This is a genomic window from Stenotrophomonas sp. SMYL8 (assembly GCF_036320065.1).
Taxonomy (GTDB): Bacteria; Pseudomonadota; Gammaproteobacteria; order Xanthomonadales; family Xanthomonadaceae; genus Stenotrophomonas; species Stenotrophomonas maltophilia_A.
Map to the genome: position 1 here is coordinate 1 of NZ_JAWIRR010000037.1, position 15682 is coordinate 15682.

A 15682-nucleotide genomic window follows, 5' to 3' on the forward strand; every position below is an offset into this window, starting at 1 on the left:
CCCAGCGCCTGACCGTGGAGAACTCCAGGCCGTGGCGACGGGCAATGGCTTTGACCGATGTGGAGGTCTTGCAGGCCTCTTTGGCGACCTGCAGTTTGAAACGCGCGTCGTATTTGTTCATGTATCCCTCGGGGTTGGATCTAGCGTCCAACTCCCGGGGGTCACTTCAGGGACGGGTTTACGGCGTCCCCCGACCCGCCTACCCACCCGGCCAAACCCATGAACCCGAGCTTTTCAGCGACCAACCCACCCCCACCACGGAGGGGCTCCGCCGTTCGCTGACCTCCGCCGAAGGCGTGCTTTCCGCGGAAGAAATAATTTTCAGAAGACGTGTCGATTCCCCGCCCCCTGGTTCGTTGTACCCAGTGAAGGGCACGCACCACGCGTCCCCACGGGAGACCGCAATGAAAGTGATGGTGATCGTGAAGGCCAACGCCGACTCCGAAGCCGGCCGCATGCCCAGCGAACAGGAATTGTCCGAAATGGGCGCCTTCAACGAACAACTCGTGGCCGCCGGCATCATGCTGGCCGGTGAAGGCCTGCATGCCACCCAGCGCGGACGTCGCATTCATTTCGGCAGTGGCGCGCCCAAGGTCGAGGCCGGTCCGTTTGGCCCCGCCGGCGACCAGATCGCCGGCTTCTGGCTGTGGGACGTGCGCTCGCTGGACGAGGCCGTCGAGTGGGCCAGCCGTGCGCCGTTCGGCAGTGGCGGCACCCTCGAACTGCGTCCCTTGATCTCCGCTGAAGACTTCGGCGAAGCCTTCACCCCCGAATTACAGCAGCAGGAACAGCGTCTGCGTGCACAGCTGGAAGGTTGACCCGATTCAATTCCGCCGCCGGGCATGGCCCGGCGCTACCACCCTGAAATCCACGACGGAGCATTGCCATGAAATTGATTCCCTTCCTCGGCTTCAGTGGCCAGGCCCATGAGGCGATGGCGTTCTATGCCAAGGCACTCGGTGGCCAGGTCACTTCGGAAATGAAATACCGCGACATGCCGCCCTCCGATGGTTCGCCAGGCTGCAACGAGATGCCGCCGGAAACCCTGGACCACGTCGCGCACAGCCAGCTGGAAATCGGCAGTGCCATCGTGATGGCGGCCGACGGTCCCGGTGGTGGCGAGGGTGGTTCGACCACCATCAATGTCGACGTCGACAGCATCGAAGAAGCCGAACGCGTGTTCGCGGCGCTGGCCGAAGGTGGCCAGGTACAGATGCCGATCGCCGAAACGTTCTGGGCGCACCGCTGGGGCATGTTGATCGACCGCTACGGCAAGCCGTGGATGGTCAACTGCATGAAGCAGCCCTGATCCCTCTTCTTTTCATCCACAAGGAGCTTCACCGATGAGTGCACCGCAACCGCAGATGATCTTCGTCAATCTTCCGGTGAAGGACCTGGAGAAATCCAAGGCCTTCTTCACCGCGCTGGGCTACAGCTTCAATCCAACTTACACCAACGATGACGCGGCAGGCATGGTCATCAGCGAGAGCATCTACGTGATGCTGCTGACCCAACCTTTTTTCCAGCAGTTCACCAACAAGCCGATTGCCGATGCGCACACCCACACGGAAGTGATCAACGCACTCTCGGCACCCAGTCGCAAGGCAGTTGACGAGTTGGTGGACAAGGCACTGGCCGCCGGCGGCAGCGAACCGCAGCCGGCGCGCGACCTGGGCTTCATGTACCAGCGCGGCTTCCAGGATCTGGATGGCCATCTCTGGGAAATCGCACACATGGACGGCGAGCCGGGCTGACGGCCGCCGCAGGGAGAATCCTCATGGCTTACGTGGATGCTTACGTGCTGCCGTGCCCCCAGGACAAGGTGGCGGCCTACCGCCGCCTTGCCCGCAAGGCCGGTGCGGTGTGGAAGGACCATGGCGCGCTGCAGTACATGGAATGCGTGGCTGACGATGTGGAACCGGGAAAGAGCACGTCGTTTCCGCGTGCGGTCAAGGCCAAACCGGGCGAAACGGTGATCGTCGCCTTCGTGGTGTTCCGTTCGCGCGCGGCGCGCGACCGTATCAACGCGAAAGTAATGGCGGACCCGCGGCTGGCGTCACTGGGCCCGAAGGACATGCCGTTCGACACCAAACGCATGTTCTGGGGCGGCTTCAAGCCGATAGTTGAAGCGTGAGCTGCGGCGCTTGTGCGGGCCGGGCGTGCGTGCTGTGATCGGCGCATGCTCGAGCCCGCACTGACGCAGCGTCTGGAAACCCTCTGGCGGATGGAGTCGCCGGTGTTGATCGCGCGCCTGGCGCGGCTGCTCGGGGGCGATGTCGGCCGCGCCGAGGAGCTGGCCCAGGACACCTGGCTGGCCGCGCTGGAGCGCTGGCCGGAGCAGGGCATCCCGGACAATCCCGGAGCCTGGCTGATGACCACTGCGCGCAACCGTGCCATTGATGTGCTGCGCCAGCACCAGCGGGTGGCGCAGCAGCATGCGCAGTGGGGCGAGGAGCTGCATCCGGCGCCGCTGCCGGCGCCCGATGACAGTCAAGCGCTGGAAGATGATCTGGGTGACGACCTGCTGCGGCTGATGTTCGTGGCCTGCCATCCGGTGCTGCCGGCCGATGCACGGGTGGCATTGACCCTGCGCCTGCTGGGTGGCCTGACCACTGTCGAGATCGCGCGCGCCTTCCTGCAGCCCGAGCCGACCATCGCCCAGCGCATCGTGCGCGCCAAGCGCACCTTGGCGCAGAAGCAGGTGCCCTACGAGGTCCCGCGTGCTGACGCGATGCCCGAGCGGCTTGGTTCGGTGCTGGAAGCGATCTACCTGGTGTTCAACGAAGGCTATGCGGCCAGTGCCGGTGACGACTGGATGCGTCCGGCGCTGTGCGAGGAGGCACTGCGGCTTTCGCGCATTCTGGCGCATCGGCTGCCGGTGCCGCCGGTGCTGGGCCTGCTGGCGCTGATGGAGCTGCAGGCCTCGCGTGCCGCAGCACGGACCGATGCGCAGGGCGTGCCGGTACTGCTGGACCAGCAGTACCGCGCGCGCTGGGACTGGCTGCAGATTGAACGCGGGCAGCAGGTGCTGGCGCGCGCGCTGGCCGCCGGTGGCGCTGATGATCCCTATGTACTGCAGGCGCGTATCGCAGCGTGCCATGCAGCGGCGCGCCGCCCCGGGGATACCGACTGGCCGCGCATCGCAGCGCTCTATACGCAGCTGCTGCAGGTGCAGCCCTCGCCGATTGTTGCATTGAACCGGGTCGTGGCGGTGCTGCGCAGTGACGGTGCCTTCGCGGCGTGGGCGCAGCTGCAGCCGTTGCTGGTGGACGCGCGACTGCGTGAGTACGCGCCGCTGCAGGTGGTGCGCGGGGAGTTACTACAGGCGCTGGGGCGCGACCTGGACGCACGTCACGCTTTTGCGGAAGCCGCCAGACTCAGCCAGAACCAGGCAGAGCGGGGCCTGCTGCGGCAACGGGCCGGCCTGCCTCCCACGGAGTGACCTCGACGAAGGCAGCACTTGTCGGCGGGCCCGCGAGCCGTTATGTTTCGCGCCCAGCGGACGCGTCAGCGTCCACTTTCCATGCGTATTGACCGAGGAGCGGTTGGATGTATTCAAGGACGAAGAGCGCATCGCGCGCTTTTGCGCGCCTGCTTGCCTGTGCCCTGTGCCTGGCCGTATGGCCGATGGCCGTACAGGCGGCAGACAAATCACAGCAGGCCTATTGGGCCGGTTTTGCCTATACCGCTGATGCCGCTGCCGTGCAGGCGACCACGCCGCATGCGCACGCCGTGCTGGAAAAGCGTGGCTTGATCCCGCTCAACCAGACCCTGGGGCAGGGGCTCAAGCGTCGCCCGCCGGCCAATCTGGAACTTATAGACCAGCCGGTGGCGATGCTCGACGGCACCACCAGTGCGACAGTGCTGGCCGCGGCACTGGACCGCGAACTGGTCTCGGTCGAGCCGATCGGCGACCAGTACAAGGTGCTGGTGGAAGTGGCGCTGCAGGCGCTGTTCTTCGATTTCCGCGAGCGCCAGGTGATCGCGTCCTATCCGCTTACCCTGCAGCGCATCGACGTGCAGGATTACCGGCCGGACAACGACGATATCGACGCGATCGTCGCCGATCTCCTGTATGGCAGCGCCGATACCAGCCTGTCGCAGGTGCTGGCTGCCAGCCTCGCCCAGGCCAGGCTGCCCGATGCCGCCGTGCGTCGCCTGCAGGTTGGTGGCGTGACCCTGTCCGACGCGGTCCGCGCCAAGCTGCCCGACCCGAAGTGGGATGCCCCGCTGCGCGCCACGCTGGCCCATGAGCTGTCCAAGACGCTGTCGTCCAATACCGGTGTCGGCCTGCTGCCGCCGGCCTCGGGCCAGGCGATCGGTGGTGCGATGGCGGCGCGCTTTGCCGACGGCAAGGTCTACCAGCTGAAGATCCCCGAGCCGGACTACGTCATCAACCTGCAGGTGGATGCGTTGAAGAACGGCGTGATCGAAGAAACGCCGGCGATGAAGACGATGCTGTTCGGCGCGTTCTTCACCGCCAAGGTGACCGAGCCGTTCTCCGGCAAGGTCTATTTCGAACAGCCGCTGCGCAAGGGCGCCACCAAGGTGGTGCCGGTCACGCAGTGGCAGGTTGACCAGTGGTCGGCCAGCTACGAAACCCTGCTGGCCGGTTTCGACGCCTTCGCCGGCGCCGCCGCCAAGCGCGCCGATTCGCGCGGCTGGCTGGACGAACAGAAGCCGGGCGGCCGCCCGTTGCAGCAGCAGACCCAAGCCCTCCAGGAGTTGATCAAGTCATGTCGTTGATGCGTACCATCCTGCTCATCCTCATCGCCCTGGTGGTGGCCTCGCCGGTCGCTGCACAGACTGCCAGTTCGCGCGGTACCGGTTCGGCCAGCTACGGCCTGCGCCTGAGTGCCGACACCCGCGCCCAGGCCCTGAACAAGGCCAAGGTCAATGCACTGGAGGCGTACATCGCCGAAACCGGTGCGGCCAAGCTGCGCCTGTTCGAAGCGCGTCGCGCCGAGTTCATCGGCGAGATCGACCGCTACGTGCTCAGTGCCGTGCAGCTGTCGGACACCGAAGACAAGAAGGCCAAGACCTACACCGTCACCGTCCGCGCCGAGATCAACACCACGCTGCTGCAGACCAAGCTGGATGCCGGCTCGGCCGTGGCCGGTGCCACCGCCGCCCAGCGTTCGCTGCTGACCTTCCTGTTCATGGCGCGCTCGCAGGACACCGTGCAGTCGTTCCAGGACAAGGAATACCGCCGCGTCGACGCCAGCAGCAGCTACAGCGAGAATACCCGTGAAGGCGACAGCTTCCGCGGCAACTCGGTCAGCACCAACGGCAGCATCAACCAGAACGGTTCGATGTCGGTCACCAGCGGCGGCAGCACCACCCAGCGCAGCGACAACATCAGCTGGAAGGTGGCCAACGCCGCCGAAGTGAACACCGCGATGACCGGCGCCTTCAGCGCCGCCGGCTACGAAGTGGTTGAAGCCGAATACGTGGAAGGCGAATCGCGCGGTCTGCTCAGCATCGAGCGTATCCGCAAGGACTTCAGCACCGGCAACGACCTGGCCCCGGCCACCCTGCGTGATACCGCCAACGGCATCCGCGCGGCCAACATCCCGTACATCGCCGTCGGCACCCTCGACGTCGGCATGCGCGACCGCGACCCGGCCAGCGGCAACACCCGCGTGTTCGTCACGGTCACCGGCAAGGTGCTGGACGTGACCGGTCGCTTCCCGCGCACCGTGTCGTCGGTGGGCCCGGTGCAGTTCTCCGGTACCGGCCCGAACGAAACCGTCGCCCGTACCAACGCGCTGCAGCTGGCGGCTGAAAAGGCTGCCCAGCAGATGATCAACGAACTGAACGTCAAGGCGGTTCGTTGATCCGCCACCCCGGTGGGCGCCGAGCTCGCTCGACATCGCCCTGGGGTTACCGATTTCCCACGTGCCGCTTTGCGGCCGTCTCTCCCAAAAGGACACTCACATGATCCGCAATACCGCTCTTGTCGTGGCCATCGCTGCCGCCACCCTGTCGATGCCGGCCCACGCTGGCCTGGGCAAGCTGAAGGACCTGGCTGGCGCCGCTACCGGCACCTCCAGCAGCAGCGCCTCCAGCGCCGCCGCTCCGGACGAAGCCGCGCAGGAAGCGCTGGTGCGTCGTTTCGTCAGCTCGCAGTCGCACTCGCTGCAGGCCCAGACCTCGTTTGCCCGCGCCTTCGGCCTGGCCGAGCAGGTGCAGCTGCTGGAAGCCGAGCGCCAGGCGCTGTCGTCGGGTTCGGTCAGCGTCGATGCGATGAAGAAGTCGGTGTCGGTCAGTGAAGCTGCGCAGGCGGCGATCAACGAGCGCCAGGCCGCACAGCCGGAACTGAACGCTGAATCCAAGCAGCACTACGCCGAAGGCCTGGTCTCGCTGCTGTCCTCGGCGGCCGAAGCACAGAAGCTGGGCGGCGAAGCCAGCAACTTCACCGCCGGCATGAAGAACCTGGGCGCGACCCAGCTGGCCACCGTCGGCCGCAAGCTGGCAGCAGGTGCATGGGTGGCCAAGGAATCGCCGGGCTTCATCCAGGGCCTGTACGGTTCGACCAAGTCGGCCGTGACCTTCGCCAAGAAGAGCAAGGTGAAGGTGCCGTCCAACGCCGATTCGATGCTCGACACGCTCTGATCCGAGGCGAATCTCCATGCGTATGACCTACCGTTTGATCGGCCTGGGCCTGGCTGCCACGCTGCTTGCAGCCTGTGGCAAGCAGGACACCCCGGCCGCCGCGCCCGCCAAGGACAAGGCAACCAGTGCACTGGCCAGCAATGCGCCAGTGGAAGCAGCGCCCCTGCGTGGCACGCCGGATTTCGGCGGCACCACCCAGGTCGCGCGCGAGGCCGACGGCATCGGCAGCACCCCGGAACTGGCGGTGCTGGCGGCGCTGCAGTCGGCCGTGGCGCAGGTCAACGGCGTACGCGTGGCCAGCCAGATGCAGGGCCTGCGCGCAGGCCTGCATGTGGATGTGGATGGCGGACACGTCGGCGATATCCGCGCCGACGCGTTCACCCAGCAGATGATCGCCGGCTCGCAGGGCGCGGTGCTGGGTTATGAAATCCTGTCGCAGGATGAAGTGCGGCAGCTGGACGAGGAAACCATCGCCCGCGTGCGCGCCAGCGATGAAGGCTGGAGCTTCAAGGGCTCGGCGTCGGCCACTGCGTCCGGCGAAGCCTCGGCAAAGAGCGGTTCGGCCTCGGCCAGCGTCAGGGAAAGCTACGACGAGAAGGTCAGCGTCGATGCCAAGCGTGGTGCAAGCTCGTTCGATTCCGACGTGACCCATCGCAGCATGCGCAGCTACTGGAAGGTGCGCGTGCGTGCACAGATCGCCCAGTACCGCGCACCGGACGAGCAGGGCAAGCCGAAGATCGTGGTTGCACTGCCGCGCACCAAGGCCGGCAGCTATGCCGTGGGCGACGGCCGCGTGGACGCGGACGAAGTGGCCGACGCGATCCGCGCACGCCTGTCCGACACGTTGACCCAGACCCAGCGCTTCATCGTGCTGGACCGAGAGTTCGGCGACGAACTGCAAGCCGAGATCGACCACATCAACAGCGGCAACGTGCGCCTGCAGGACACCGCACGCGTCGGCCAGCAGCTGGCGACCGACCTGATCCTGATCCCGACCATCGAACGCTTCGAGTACCCGCGCAGCGTGCGCAACCTGCGCATGTCCGACCGCCAGGTGACCTCGTACTCCGGTGGCGGCCGCATTACCCTGCGCCTGATCAACGCCACCACCGGCCAGGTGGTGATGTCCGACAGCTTCGATCACCAGCTGGCCTCGACCGGCCCCAGCACCCTGCCGCGCGTGGTCAATGGCCGCAACATGGCCGCGGCGATGATGGAATCGCTGTCCGGCCAGATCGGTACCACCATCGTCACCACCCTGTTCCCGGTGTCAGTGGTGTCGGTGGACGGTGACCAGGTGGTGCTGAGCCAGGGCGGTGACACCGTGCAGGCCGGCCAGCGCTGGCAGGCCGTGCGCCTGGGCGAAGAACTGAAGGACCCGCAGACCGGCCGCTCGCTGGGTCGCAGCGAACATCCGTGCTGCACCATCCGCATCGACCGCGTGGCCGCACAGACCTCGTACGGCACCATCGAAGACGGTGTCGACGCCATGCGCGGCGGCTTCCGTCCGGGCCAGATCGAACTGCGCCAGAAGCTGGGCAGCAAGCCGGCCGCTGCCGCTGCCGGCGCAACGGCCTCGGCTGCACCGGCTGCCGCCGCGCGCCCGGCGGCCAAGCCGAAGCCCAAGCCCGCTGCCGCCCCGGCCGAAGACCCGAACTGGTAACACGCCAAGGCAGCACACAGATGGGGTCAGAGCCCTTTCCCGCCGGGAAAGGGCTCTGACCCTTTCTTGTTTCCGTCCGTGTCGACCAAGGTCGACACCTACCAACAGCAGTATGTCGACCAAGGTCGACACCTACCAACAGCGGCGTGCCGACCAAGGTCGACACCTACCAACAGCGGCGTGCCGACCAAGGTCGACACCTACCAACAGCGGTGTGTCGACCAAGGTCGACACCTACCAACAGCGGTGTGTCGACCAAGGTCGACACCTACCAACAGCGGTGTGTCGACCAAGGTCGACACCCACCAACAGCAGCGGGAAACTGTCGAAGGCGGGGTGGGTCCGGTTGCGGGGGCGTGAGCCGCATGGATGCGGCGACCGAGCTTACATGGACGTACTTGCAGCGTCCCCCGCAACCGGACCTACCCCGTCTACCCTCAGGAACCCAGCTTTTGCTGTTGCTTCGGCCGTTGCCGTTGTTTCTGCGGGTGCAGGGCGCAGCCCTGCCGAATCCCATTACACTCCAGAAGGATTTCCCTGCTGGAGAGAGCAATGAAACGAGTAGTACTGGGCGTGCTGGCCCTGTCAGTGTCGAGCGCACTGATGGCGGCCACCCCGAAATTCGATGGCGCGCGGATCTCCGCCGACGTCAAGGAACTCGCCTCCGACGCCTACGAAGGCCGCTCGCCGGCCACCGCCGGCGAAGAAAAGACCGTCGCTTATCTCAGCAAGCAGTTTGCCGACGCCGGCCTGCAGCCGGGCGGCGACCTCAAGGACGGCAAGCGCCTGTGGACCCAGGCCGTGCCGCTGCGCAAGGGCGACATCGTCGGCGCACCGCAGCTGGCGCTGCACCAAGACGGCAAGACCGTTGCGCTGGAACAGGGCAAGCAGATCGCCGTGCGCGCCGCCATGAACGGCGCCAGCAACGTCGACATCAGCAAGGCCCCGCTGGTGTTCCTCGGCTACGGCGTGAAGGCCCCGGAGCGCAACTGGGATGACTTCAAGGGCGTGGACCTGAAGGGCAAGATCGCCGTCGTGCTGATCAACGACCCGGACTTCGAGACCGGCCAGGGTGATTTCGACGGCAAGGGCATGACCTACTACGGCCGTTGGACCTACAAGTATGAAGAAGGCGCCCGCCAGGGCGCGCTGGGCGTGCTGATCGTGCACGAGACCGCACCGGCGTCGTACGGCTGGGCCACCGTGGCCGGTTCCAACACCAACACCATGTTCGATGTGGTGCGCGACAACCCGGCCGACAGCCACCCGCTGCTGGAAGGCTGGATCCAGCGCGACCTGGCCGTGGAGCTGTTCCGCTCGGCCGGGCAGGACTTCGAGGTGCTGAAGAAGAAGGCGCAGCAGCGCGACTTCACCCCGGTGCCGCTGACCGGCGCCAGCCTGGACGCGAAGTACGCGGTGAAGACCGAAGTGATCACCTCGCACAACGTGGCCGCGCGCCTGGAAGGCAGCCGCCACCCGGACGAGACCATCGTCTACAGCGCGCACTGGGACCACATCGGCGTGGGCGAGCCCGACGCAAGTGGCGACCGGATATTCAATGGCGCTCTGGACAACGCCAGTGGCACCGCATCGCTGATCGAACTGGCCCGTGGCTTCGCCAAGGCCAAGCGCCCGCAGCGTTCGCTGCTGTTCCTGGCGGTCACCGCCGAGGAAAAGGGCCTGCTGGGTTCGGAGTACTACGCCACCCATCCGCTGTATCCGCTGGAAAAGACCGTGGCGGTGATCAACATGGATGGCATGGCGCCGTTCGGGCCGTCGCGTGATTTCGGCATCTACGGTGCCGCGCGCTTCGAGCTGCTGGACCAGCTGAAGGACGTGGCCAAGGGCTGGGATATCCGCTACACGCCGGACCCGAAGCCGGAAGCGGGCCTGTTCTTCCGCTCCGATCACTTCCCGTTCGCCAAGCGTGGCGTGCCGGCGCTGTCCTGGTCGGCCGGCCAGGACTGGGTGGACGGTGGCGTGGCCGCAGGCAAGAAGGCCTCCGAGGACTACACCGCCAAGCGCTACCACCAGCAGGGCGACGAGTGGCAGCCGGACTGGGTGTTCGCCGGTGCCGCCCGCGACCTGGAAGTGCTGTACACGCTGGGCAACCAGCTGGCCAACTCGCGCAGCTGGCCGAACTGGAGCAAGGACGAATCGTTCCGCGCCGTGCGTGACGCCAGCGCCGACCAGCGCAAGTAAGGGAATGCGCCGGGTTCGCCCGGCGCCTCCCGGGTAGTGCCGGCCGCTGGCCGGCAACCTTGTGATGCTTGTGGAGGTCATGGGGAGCCGGCCAGCGGCCGGCTCTACCAGAATGGCTTCCATCCCCGCTTTCCGGCCCTTCGTCGCAACCCGCTTGTTTGCCCGGCGGGCCGCCCTATGCTCGGCTCACCCCCTTCCTCCAAGGCGCCGCCGTGTTCGCCAGCCTCTCTCTCCTGCTCCGTCACCTGCTGGCCTGGGCTGCGGCGCTGTTCGTCGCCGGCATGGTCTGGAGCGGCATTTTCAGCGGCATGAACGATGGCCCGGGCTGGGTGTTCGGCCTGCTGGCGATGTTCCTGATGATCTCCGCGCTGGGCAGCGCGATCACCCATGTGCGCCGGGTCTGGCTGGTGGCCGGCCGATTGGATTCGACCACGTTGTCCGGGCGCCAGCGCCGCCAGGTGGAACTGCCGATGGATGCCGGCCAGGCCTATGCCGTGGTGGAAGCGGCAATTGCCGAACTGCCGCGCGTAGAAGACGTGGAAAGTTCGGCCGGCAGCCTGCAGGTGCGCGCCTACGTGCGCCGGGTGGACCTCTGGAATGGTCGCCAGCCGTCGCGCTGGAACCTGCCGGCGCGGCTGGCGATCAAGCGCAACAGCGTGCTGGCGACGGTCACGCCGGGGCAGGGCACCAGTACCGTCACCCTGTTGTTTGAGCCGGATGCCGGCTGGTGGGCCGACCTGCTGGCACTGGATGAGGGCAGCAACTTCGAGAACGCCGAAGCGGTCACCCGCGCGATCAGCCGCCGTGTTGCCGACCAGCGTCGCGACGAGCAGGCCGCGGCTGAGCAGACCCAGGTGGAAAAGGAGCTGTCGGTGGCCCGGTTGAACCTGCTGCATGCGCAGGTGGAACCGCACTTCCTCTACAACACGCTGGCCAACGCGCAGGTGCTGACCCGCACTGACCCGGCACGTGCCGACCAGATGCTGGGCCACCTGATCCAGTACCTGCGCAGCTCGTTGCCACAGGTGGACGAATCGCTGTCCACGCTGGGCGTGGAGCTGGAGCGCACCCGTGCCTACCTGGAGATCCTGCGTATCCGCATGGGCGCACGGCTGGGGGTGGAGGTGCAGGTACCGAACGAACTGCACGGCGTGCAGCTGCCGGCGATGGCGCTGCAGACGCTGGTGGAGAACGCGATCAAGCATGGCCTGGAACCGAAGCCCGGCGGTGGCACGATCTGGATCCTGGCGCGTGGCTTCGATGACCATGTAACGGTGACGGTGGCCGACGATGGCCTCGGCTTCGGCCAGGGCACCAGCGGTACCGGCATCGGCCTGAAGAACCTGCGCGAGCGCCTGCGCCTGACCTGCGGCGAACAGGCCGGCGTGGCGATCGTCGCCAACTTCCCCAGCGGCGTGGCCGCGACCATGACCCTGCCGCAGTCGAGCAAGGAGCGCAGCCATGCCGCTTGAGGCGCTCATTGCCGAAGACGAGGAACTGCTGCGGCAGTCGCTGGTCGAGCAGCTGGGCCGGTTGTGGCCGGACCTGAAGCTGGTGGCAGAGTGCGAGGATGGCGCCAGTGCGCTGGAACAGCTGGCCGAGAAACAGCCGGACATCGCCTTCCTCGATATCCGCATGCCCGGCATCAGTGGCATTGAAGTGGCGCGTTCGCTGTCCGAACTGAGCCCGCGCACCCAGGTGGTGTTCGTTACCGCCTACGACCAGTACGCCATCGACGCGTTCGAGCAGGGTGCGATGGACTACCTGCTGAAGCCGGTCAGCGATGAGCGCCTGCTGGCCACGCGCGAACGCATCCTGTCGCGGCTGCCATCAACGCGCCAGGACGATGCCGTACTCGAACGCCTGCTTCAGCGCCTGGGGCCGTCGCAGAGGGCGGCAGAGCGCCCGCCCTTGGCCTGGATCACCGCCAGCAACGGCCGCGAGACGCAGCTGATCATGCTGGAAGACGTGGCCTACTTCCGTGCTGACAACAAGTACACCACCGTGATGACCGCGGCCGGTGAGAGCCTGCTGCGCACACCGTTGCGCGAGCTGCTGGAAGTGCTCGATCCGCAGCACTTCCGCCAGATCCATCGCTCGACCATCGTCAACATGAAGGCGGTGGCAGCGGTCAGCCGCGACGATACCGGGCGCGGGGTGCTGCGCCTGCGTGGGCGTACGGAGACGCTGGTGGTCAGCCAACCCTTCATGAGCTTGTTCCGCGGCATGTAGCCGCACCCTGGAGGCACCATGCGCCTGTTCCTGTTTGCCTGCGTTGCTGCGCTGTCATTGGCCGGCTGCGAGAAGTCCAGCGAAACCTCGATCACCCGTACCAATGCCAACGGCGTGGATACGCTGTACAGCAAACGCACCGTGGTCGATGGCGAGGCGCGGTTCCAGTGCATCGCCAGCAGCAGTGGCCATTGCCACTACGTGGTGCTGGACCCTGCATGCAGCAGCGGGGCCGCGTGTGCCACGCCGCCGCTGCGCCGGTTCGCGGTGGCGGTGGGAAAGACCGAGGCCATGCGTGGCCTGCCCAACGGCTTCCGCCAGTGCGTCAGCCAGGACCCGATAGAACAATGCCACCGTGAGTGATCACGGTGGCATTGTGGGTCCCCCCGCTTCCCTGAAGGGTCAGTAGGCAGGTTGCAGTGTCAGGTCGTGGTGGTGCTCGTTCTCACCCACATGGTTCAGGCGGCCGACCAGTTCTGAGTGCTGCTTCATGCGCCCGATCTCGGTCATGATGCGGATGTCCTCATGGCGCAGCTCGCGCTTGGCGGTGACGGCCTGCTTGTAGTCCAGCACTTCCGGGTAGTGCTCGGCCAGGTCCAGTGCCTCAGCCACGTTCTCGACGCTGTCGGCCTTGGAGCTGATGCGGGCGCGGCTGTTGAAGGCCTTCATCCAACGCTCGAAACCGGCGGTGCGGTCGAACATGTTGGCCATGAACCAGATCACGAACAGGATCGAGATCCATGAGCCGAACACCACGACCACGCGGGTGAAGGTGATGTGGTAATCGTCGCGCCACAGGTAGTTGGTGATCAGCCCGAGGATCAGCAGCGAGGCCGCCTGCCAGCCGACGATCGAGGCGATCAGCCATTGGCACTTGGCCTGGGCCAGCACAGCCACTTCATCGCGGATCTGCTGCTCGCTGAGGCTGCGCCAGTGCGCGACCTGTTTTTCGAACGGGCTGCTGTAGAGCTCGTTGTCGCGAAGCAGTAGTCCCAAACCCTTGAACAAAGCAATCATGGCTGGCTCCTTGTGGAACGTGCATCGATCAGCGTTGGACGGTGTGGCGGGTTCAGTTCTAGCACTTCCAGCGAGCCGTGCAATGGGCGCAATGCCTAGCGGCGTAAGGGTTTTGTCTGAATGGGTGAATGTTGTTGCATTGCAACATCATCGTCGCAGCCTGCGACAGGATGTCGCAGGGTGAAACGTGCTGCGGCTGCACATGAAACCGTGGCTGAGCGCGGAGACTCGCCGTCGGCGTCGTGATCGCCCAGAATCGGGGCCGACCGCGCAACCTGCGGCCGCTCTTCCGCCTTTCCTGGACCTGTGATGCCGGCTCTGCTGCAGCGACTCTCCCGCCCCGTCACCGCGCCTATCCGGCGCTGGGTACTGGAGGCCTTCCCGCGTGGCCAGAGCGGCATCGATTACGACCACCCGCTGGGAGACCCGGGCTGGTTCGGCCCGGACAGCGTCACCTGGCGGCTGCACGCCGAGTTCCCCTCGATGCTGGCCGGTGGTCTGTGTGCGCTGATGCTGCAGACCCTGCACCCGCGCGCGCTGGCCGGCGTCTACGACCACTCCAATTTCCGCCAGGACCTGGTGGGACGCCTGCGCCGCACCACCGCCTTCGTTGCCGGCACCAGCTATGCGCCCAGCGGCGAGGTGGAGGCGCTGGTGGCCAAGGTACGCCGCATCCATGCGCAGATCCGCGGCCAGACCGCGCAGGGCGAGCCCTATGCGGCGGACGATCCGCAGCTGCTGACGTGGGTGCACGTGACCGAGGCGTTTGGCTTCCTGCAAGGCTTCCGCCGCTACGGGCGCGAGGTGCCGGCGCACATCGCCGATCGCTACTACGACGAGTACCGCTGCGTGGCCGAGGCACTGGGTGCGGTGGATGTGCCGCGCAGTGAAGCGGAAGTGGCCGCGTACTTCTGCGCGCGGCAGCCGGAACTGCGCGTCGACGAACGCTCGCGCGAAGTGCTGGAGGTGTTGTCCGGCGTGCGCCTGCCGGTACCGGTGCCGGGCCTGTCGCGCGAAGTGTTCCTCGGCGCCGGTGCGGCGCTGCTGCCGGATTGGGCCGAGGGCATGCTGGAACGCAATGCGCGCCAGCGCGCACAAGCTGCAGCGTCGGCGAAGCTGATGCAGGGCATGGCGCCGCTGTTCCGCCGCGCGCTGCCCGATGGCCTGGCCAGCCGCGCCTGCACGCGCATGGGCGTGCCGGTGGCGGTGTTGCGCGAGTGGCCCGAACTGCTCCGGTAGGTGCCCACCTTGGTTGGCACGCATTTCGCGCGGTGCCGCAGAAGCGCCAACCAAGGTTGGCCTCTACCAGAGCGGATTCCGCAGTAGATCCACGCCATGCGTGGATGGGCGTTACCCGGCCGACTTCAACCCACGCAACAGCATCTCCAGCGCCGCCGTCGCCTGCCGCAGGCGCGCGTCGCCATCCTCGCCCTCGGCGATCCAGAACGCGGCTTCGGCCAGGCTGCCGTAGATCAGCGACGCCAGTGCCTGCGCATCCACCGCTGCCACCACGCCCTGCGCCACCAGATGTTCGATCAGGTGCTGCATCGAGTGCACGCAGTGGCGCTGGGATTCCGGTGAGGCGCCACCCAGTACCGCGCGCGCATCGCGCAGCACGATGCGCTGGATTTCCGGCTCCAGTGCCATCTCCAGATAGGCGCGGCAACGCTGCACGAAGCCGTCCCAGGCATCATCCGCGCCATCGCTGATCGCCTGCAGACGCAGGTCGGTCTCGGCATCGAGCTGGGCGACGACAGCCGCCAGCAGACCCTTCTTGTCGCCGAAGTGGTGGTACAGCGCGCCGCGGGTCAGCCCGGCCTGGGCGGTCAGGTCGTCCATCGAGGTGGCGGCATAGCCATGCGCGCTGAACACCCGACGGGCGGTGGCCAGCAGGGTGGCGCGGGTTTCTTCCATCTCGGCGCGGGTGCGACGAACCATCCGGAGCTCCTTACA

17 protein-coding genes are annotated in these 15682 nt (G+C 66.5%); 14 read left to right on the top strand and 3 right to left on the bottom strand.

From position 1 onward, the window contains the following. On the bottom strand, positions 1–121 hold a 121-nt coding region (locus V3B25_RS19860), incomplete at its 3' end, for a transposase (protein ID WP_329810563.1). 283 nt (positions 122–404) lie between these two features. Here V3B25_RS19860 and V3B25_RS19865 point away from each other — a divergent pair. The 13 genes from V3B25_RS19865 (at position 405) to V3B25_RS19925 (ending at position 13075) form a co-directional block, all read left to right on the top strand. Continuing rightward, entirely contained in the window at positions 405–818 is a 414-nt protein-coding gene (locus V3B25_RS19865; protein WP_100437770.1) for a YciI family protein, read from the top strand. A 68-nt stretch (positions 819–886) separates the two neighbouring features. Continuing rightward, entirely contained in the window at positions 887–1309 is a 423-nt protein-coding gene (locus tag V3B25_RS19870) for a VOC family protein (RefSeq protein ID WP_005407887.1), read from the top strand. A 34-nt stretch (positions 1310–1343) separates the two neighbouring features. Next, entirely contained in the window at positions 1344–1754 is a 411-nt protein-coding gene (locus tag V3B25_RS19875) for a VOC family protein (protein ID WP_107431239.1), read from the top strand. Positions 1755–1777: 23 nt separating this feature from the next. Continuing rightward, positions 1778–2134 carry a DUF1428 domain-containing protein gene (locus tag V3B25_RS19880; RefSeq protein WP_032128771.1) on the top strand — a complete coding sequence of 119 codons (357 nt, stop codon included), beginning with the start codon at positions 1778–1780 and terminating at the stop codon, positions 2132–2134. A gap of 45 nt (positions 2135–2179) precedes the next feature. Next, positions 2180–3442 (top strand): sigma-70 family RNA polymerase sigma factor, encoded by a 1263-nt coding sequence (locus V3B25_RS19885; RefSeq protein WP_329811438.1) that lies wholly within the window; start codon positions 2180–2182, stop codon positions 3440–3442. Between the two features lie 107 nt (positions 3443–3549). Continuing rightward, positions 3550–4746, top strand: a complete 1197-nt coding sequence (locus tag V3B25_RS19890; RefSeq protein WP_329811439.1) for a hypothetical protein — start codon at positions 3550–3552, stop codon at positions 4744–4746. Beyond that, entirely contained in the window at positions 4737–5837 is a 1101-nt protein-coding gene (locus tag V3B25_RS19895) for a hypothetical protein (protein WP_019337987.1), read from the top strand. Before V3B25_RS19890 ends, V3B25_RS19895 begins: the two co-directional genes overlap by 10 nt. Positions 5838–5937: 100 nt before the next feature. After that, a complete protein-coding gene (locus tag V3B25_RS19900) occupies positions 5938–6615 on the top strand; it encodes a hypothetical protein (protein ID WP_049398327.1) in 678 nt (225 codons plus the stop codon). A 16-nt stretch (positions 6616–6631) separates the two neighbouring features. Further along, a complete protein-coding gene (locus tag V3B25_RS19905; RefSeq protein WP_201118067.1) occupies positions 6632–8278 on the top strand; it encodes a CsgG/HfaB family protein in 1647 nt (548 codons plus the stop codon). Positions 8279–8830: 552 nt separating this feature from the next. Continuing rightward, complete coding sequence (locus tag V3B25_RS19910; RefSeq protein WP_329811440.1) at positions 8831–10480, top strand: M28 family metallopeptidase; 1650 nt, start codon at positions 8831–8833, stop codon at positions 10478–10480. 212 nt (positions 10481–10692) lie between these two features. Further along, entirely contained in the window at positions 10693–11952 is a 1260-nt protein-coding gene (locus V3B25_RS19915) for a histidine kinase (protein ID WP_329811441.1), read from the top strand. After that, positions 11942–12712, top strand: coding sequence for a LytTR family DNA-binding domain-containing protein (locus V3B25_RS19920; RefSeq protein WP_032128763.1), 771 nt, complete (start codon positions 11942–11944; stop codon positions 12710–12712). The genes V3B25_RS19915 and V3B25_RS19920 overlap by 11 nt, the downstream gene beginning before the upstream one ends. An 18-nt stretch (positions 12713–12730) precedes the next feature. Next, complete coding sequence (locus tag V3B25_RS19925; RefSeq protein ID WP_329811442.1) at positions 12731–13075, top strand: hypothetical protein; 345 nt, start codon at positions 12731–12733, stop codon at positions 13073–13075. Positions 13076–13114: 39 nt separating this feature from the next. On the opposite strand, the gene V3B25_RS19930 is transcribed toward V3B25_RS19925, so the two are convergent. Further along, entirely contained in the window at positions 13115–13729 is a 615-nt protein-coding gene (locus V3B25_RS19930; protein WP_032128761.1) for a hypothetical protein, read from the bottom strand. Positions 13730–14038: 309 nt separating this feature from the next. On the opposite strand from V3B25_RS19930, the gene V3B25_RS19935 reads away from it, so the two are divergent. Beyond that, the gene (locus tag V3B25_RS19935) at positions 14039–14968 is read left to right on the top strand and encodes an oxygenase MpaB family protein (RefSeq protein WP_149909013.1); all 930 of its coding nucleotides are present in this window, start codon (positions 14039–14041) and stop codon (positions 14966–14968) included. Between the two features lie 111 nt (positions 14969–15079). Here V3B25_RS19935 and V3B25_RS19940 read toward each other — a convergent pair whose 3' ends face one another. Beyond that, positions 15080–15667, bottom strand: coding sequence for a TetR family transcriptional regulator (locus tag V3B25_RS19940; RefSeq protein ID WP_134952257.1), 588 nt, complete (start codon positions 15665–15667; stop codon positions 15080–15082). Positions 15668–15682: the final 15 nt, after the last annotated feature.

What these genes read in the sequence shown, in the direction of transcription:
- V3B25_RS19865 (WP_100437770.1), top strand. Translation starts at nt 405, where the DNA reads ATGAAAGTGATGGTGATCGTGAAGGCCAACGCCGACTCCGAAGCCGGC.
- V3B25_RS19870 (WP_005407887.1), top strand. Translation starts at nt 887, where the DNA reads ATGAAATTGATTCCCTTCCTCGGCTTCAGTGGCCAGGCCCATGAGGCG.
- V3B25_RS19875 (WP_107431239.1), top strand. Translation starts at nt 1,344, where the DNA reads ATGAGTGCACCGCAACCGCAGATGATCTTCGTCAATCTTCCGGTGAAG.
- V3B25_RS19880 (WP_032128771.1), top strand. Translation starts at nt 1,778, where the DNA reads ATGGCTTACGTGGATGCTTACGTGCTGCCGTGCCCCCAGGACAAGGTG.
- V3B25_RS19885 (WP_329811438.1), top strand. Translation starts at nt 2,180, where the DNA reads ATGCTCGAGCCCGCACTGACGCAGCGTCTGGAAACCCTCTGGCGGATG.
- V3B25_RS19890 (WP_329811439.1), top strand. Translation starts at nt 3,550, where the DNA reads ATGTATTCAAGGACGAAGAGCGCATCGCGCGCTTTTGCGCGCCTGCTT.
- V3B25_RS19895 (WP_019337987.1), top strand. Translation starts at nt 4,737, where the DNA reads ATGTCGTTGATGCGTACCATCCTGCTCATCCTCATCGCCCTGGTGGTG.
- V3B25_RS19900 (WP_049398327.1), top strand. Translation starts at nt 5,938, where the DNA reads ATGATCCGCAATACCGCTCTTGTCGTGGCCATCGCTGCCGCCACCCTG.
- V3B25_RS19905 (WP_201118067.1), top strand. Translation starts at nt 6,632, where the DNA reads ATGCGTATGACCTACCGTTTGATCGGCCTGGGCCTGGCTGCCACGCTG.
- V3B25_RS19910 (WP_329811440.1), top strand. Translation starts at nt 8,831, where the DNA reads ATGAAACGAGTAGTACTGGGCGTGCTGGCCCTGTCAGTGTCGAGCGCA.
- V3B25_RS19920 (WP_032128763.1), top strand. Translation starts at nt 11,942, where the DNA reads ATGCCGCTTGAGGCGCTCATTGCCGAAGACGAGGAACTGCTGCGGCAG.
- V3B25_RS19925 (WP_329811442.1), top strand. Translation starts at nt 12,731, where the DNA reads ATGCGCCTGTTCCTGTTTGCCTGCGTTGCTGCGCTGTCATTGGCCGGC.
- V3B25_RS19930 (WP_032128761.1), bottom strand. Translation starts at nt 13,729, where the DNA reads ATGATTGCTTTGTTCAAGGGTTTGGGACTACTGCTTCGCGACAACGAG.
- V3B25_RS19935 (WP_149909013.1), top strand. Translation starts at nt 14,039, where the DNA reads ATGCCGGCTCTGCTGCAGCGACTCTCCCGCCCCGTCACCGCGCCTATC.
- V3B25_RS19940 (WP_134952257.1), bottom strand. Translation starts at nt 15,667, where the DNA reads ATGGTTCGTCGCACCCGCGCCGAGATGGAAGAAACCCGCGCCACCCTG.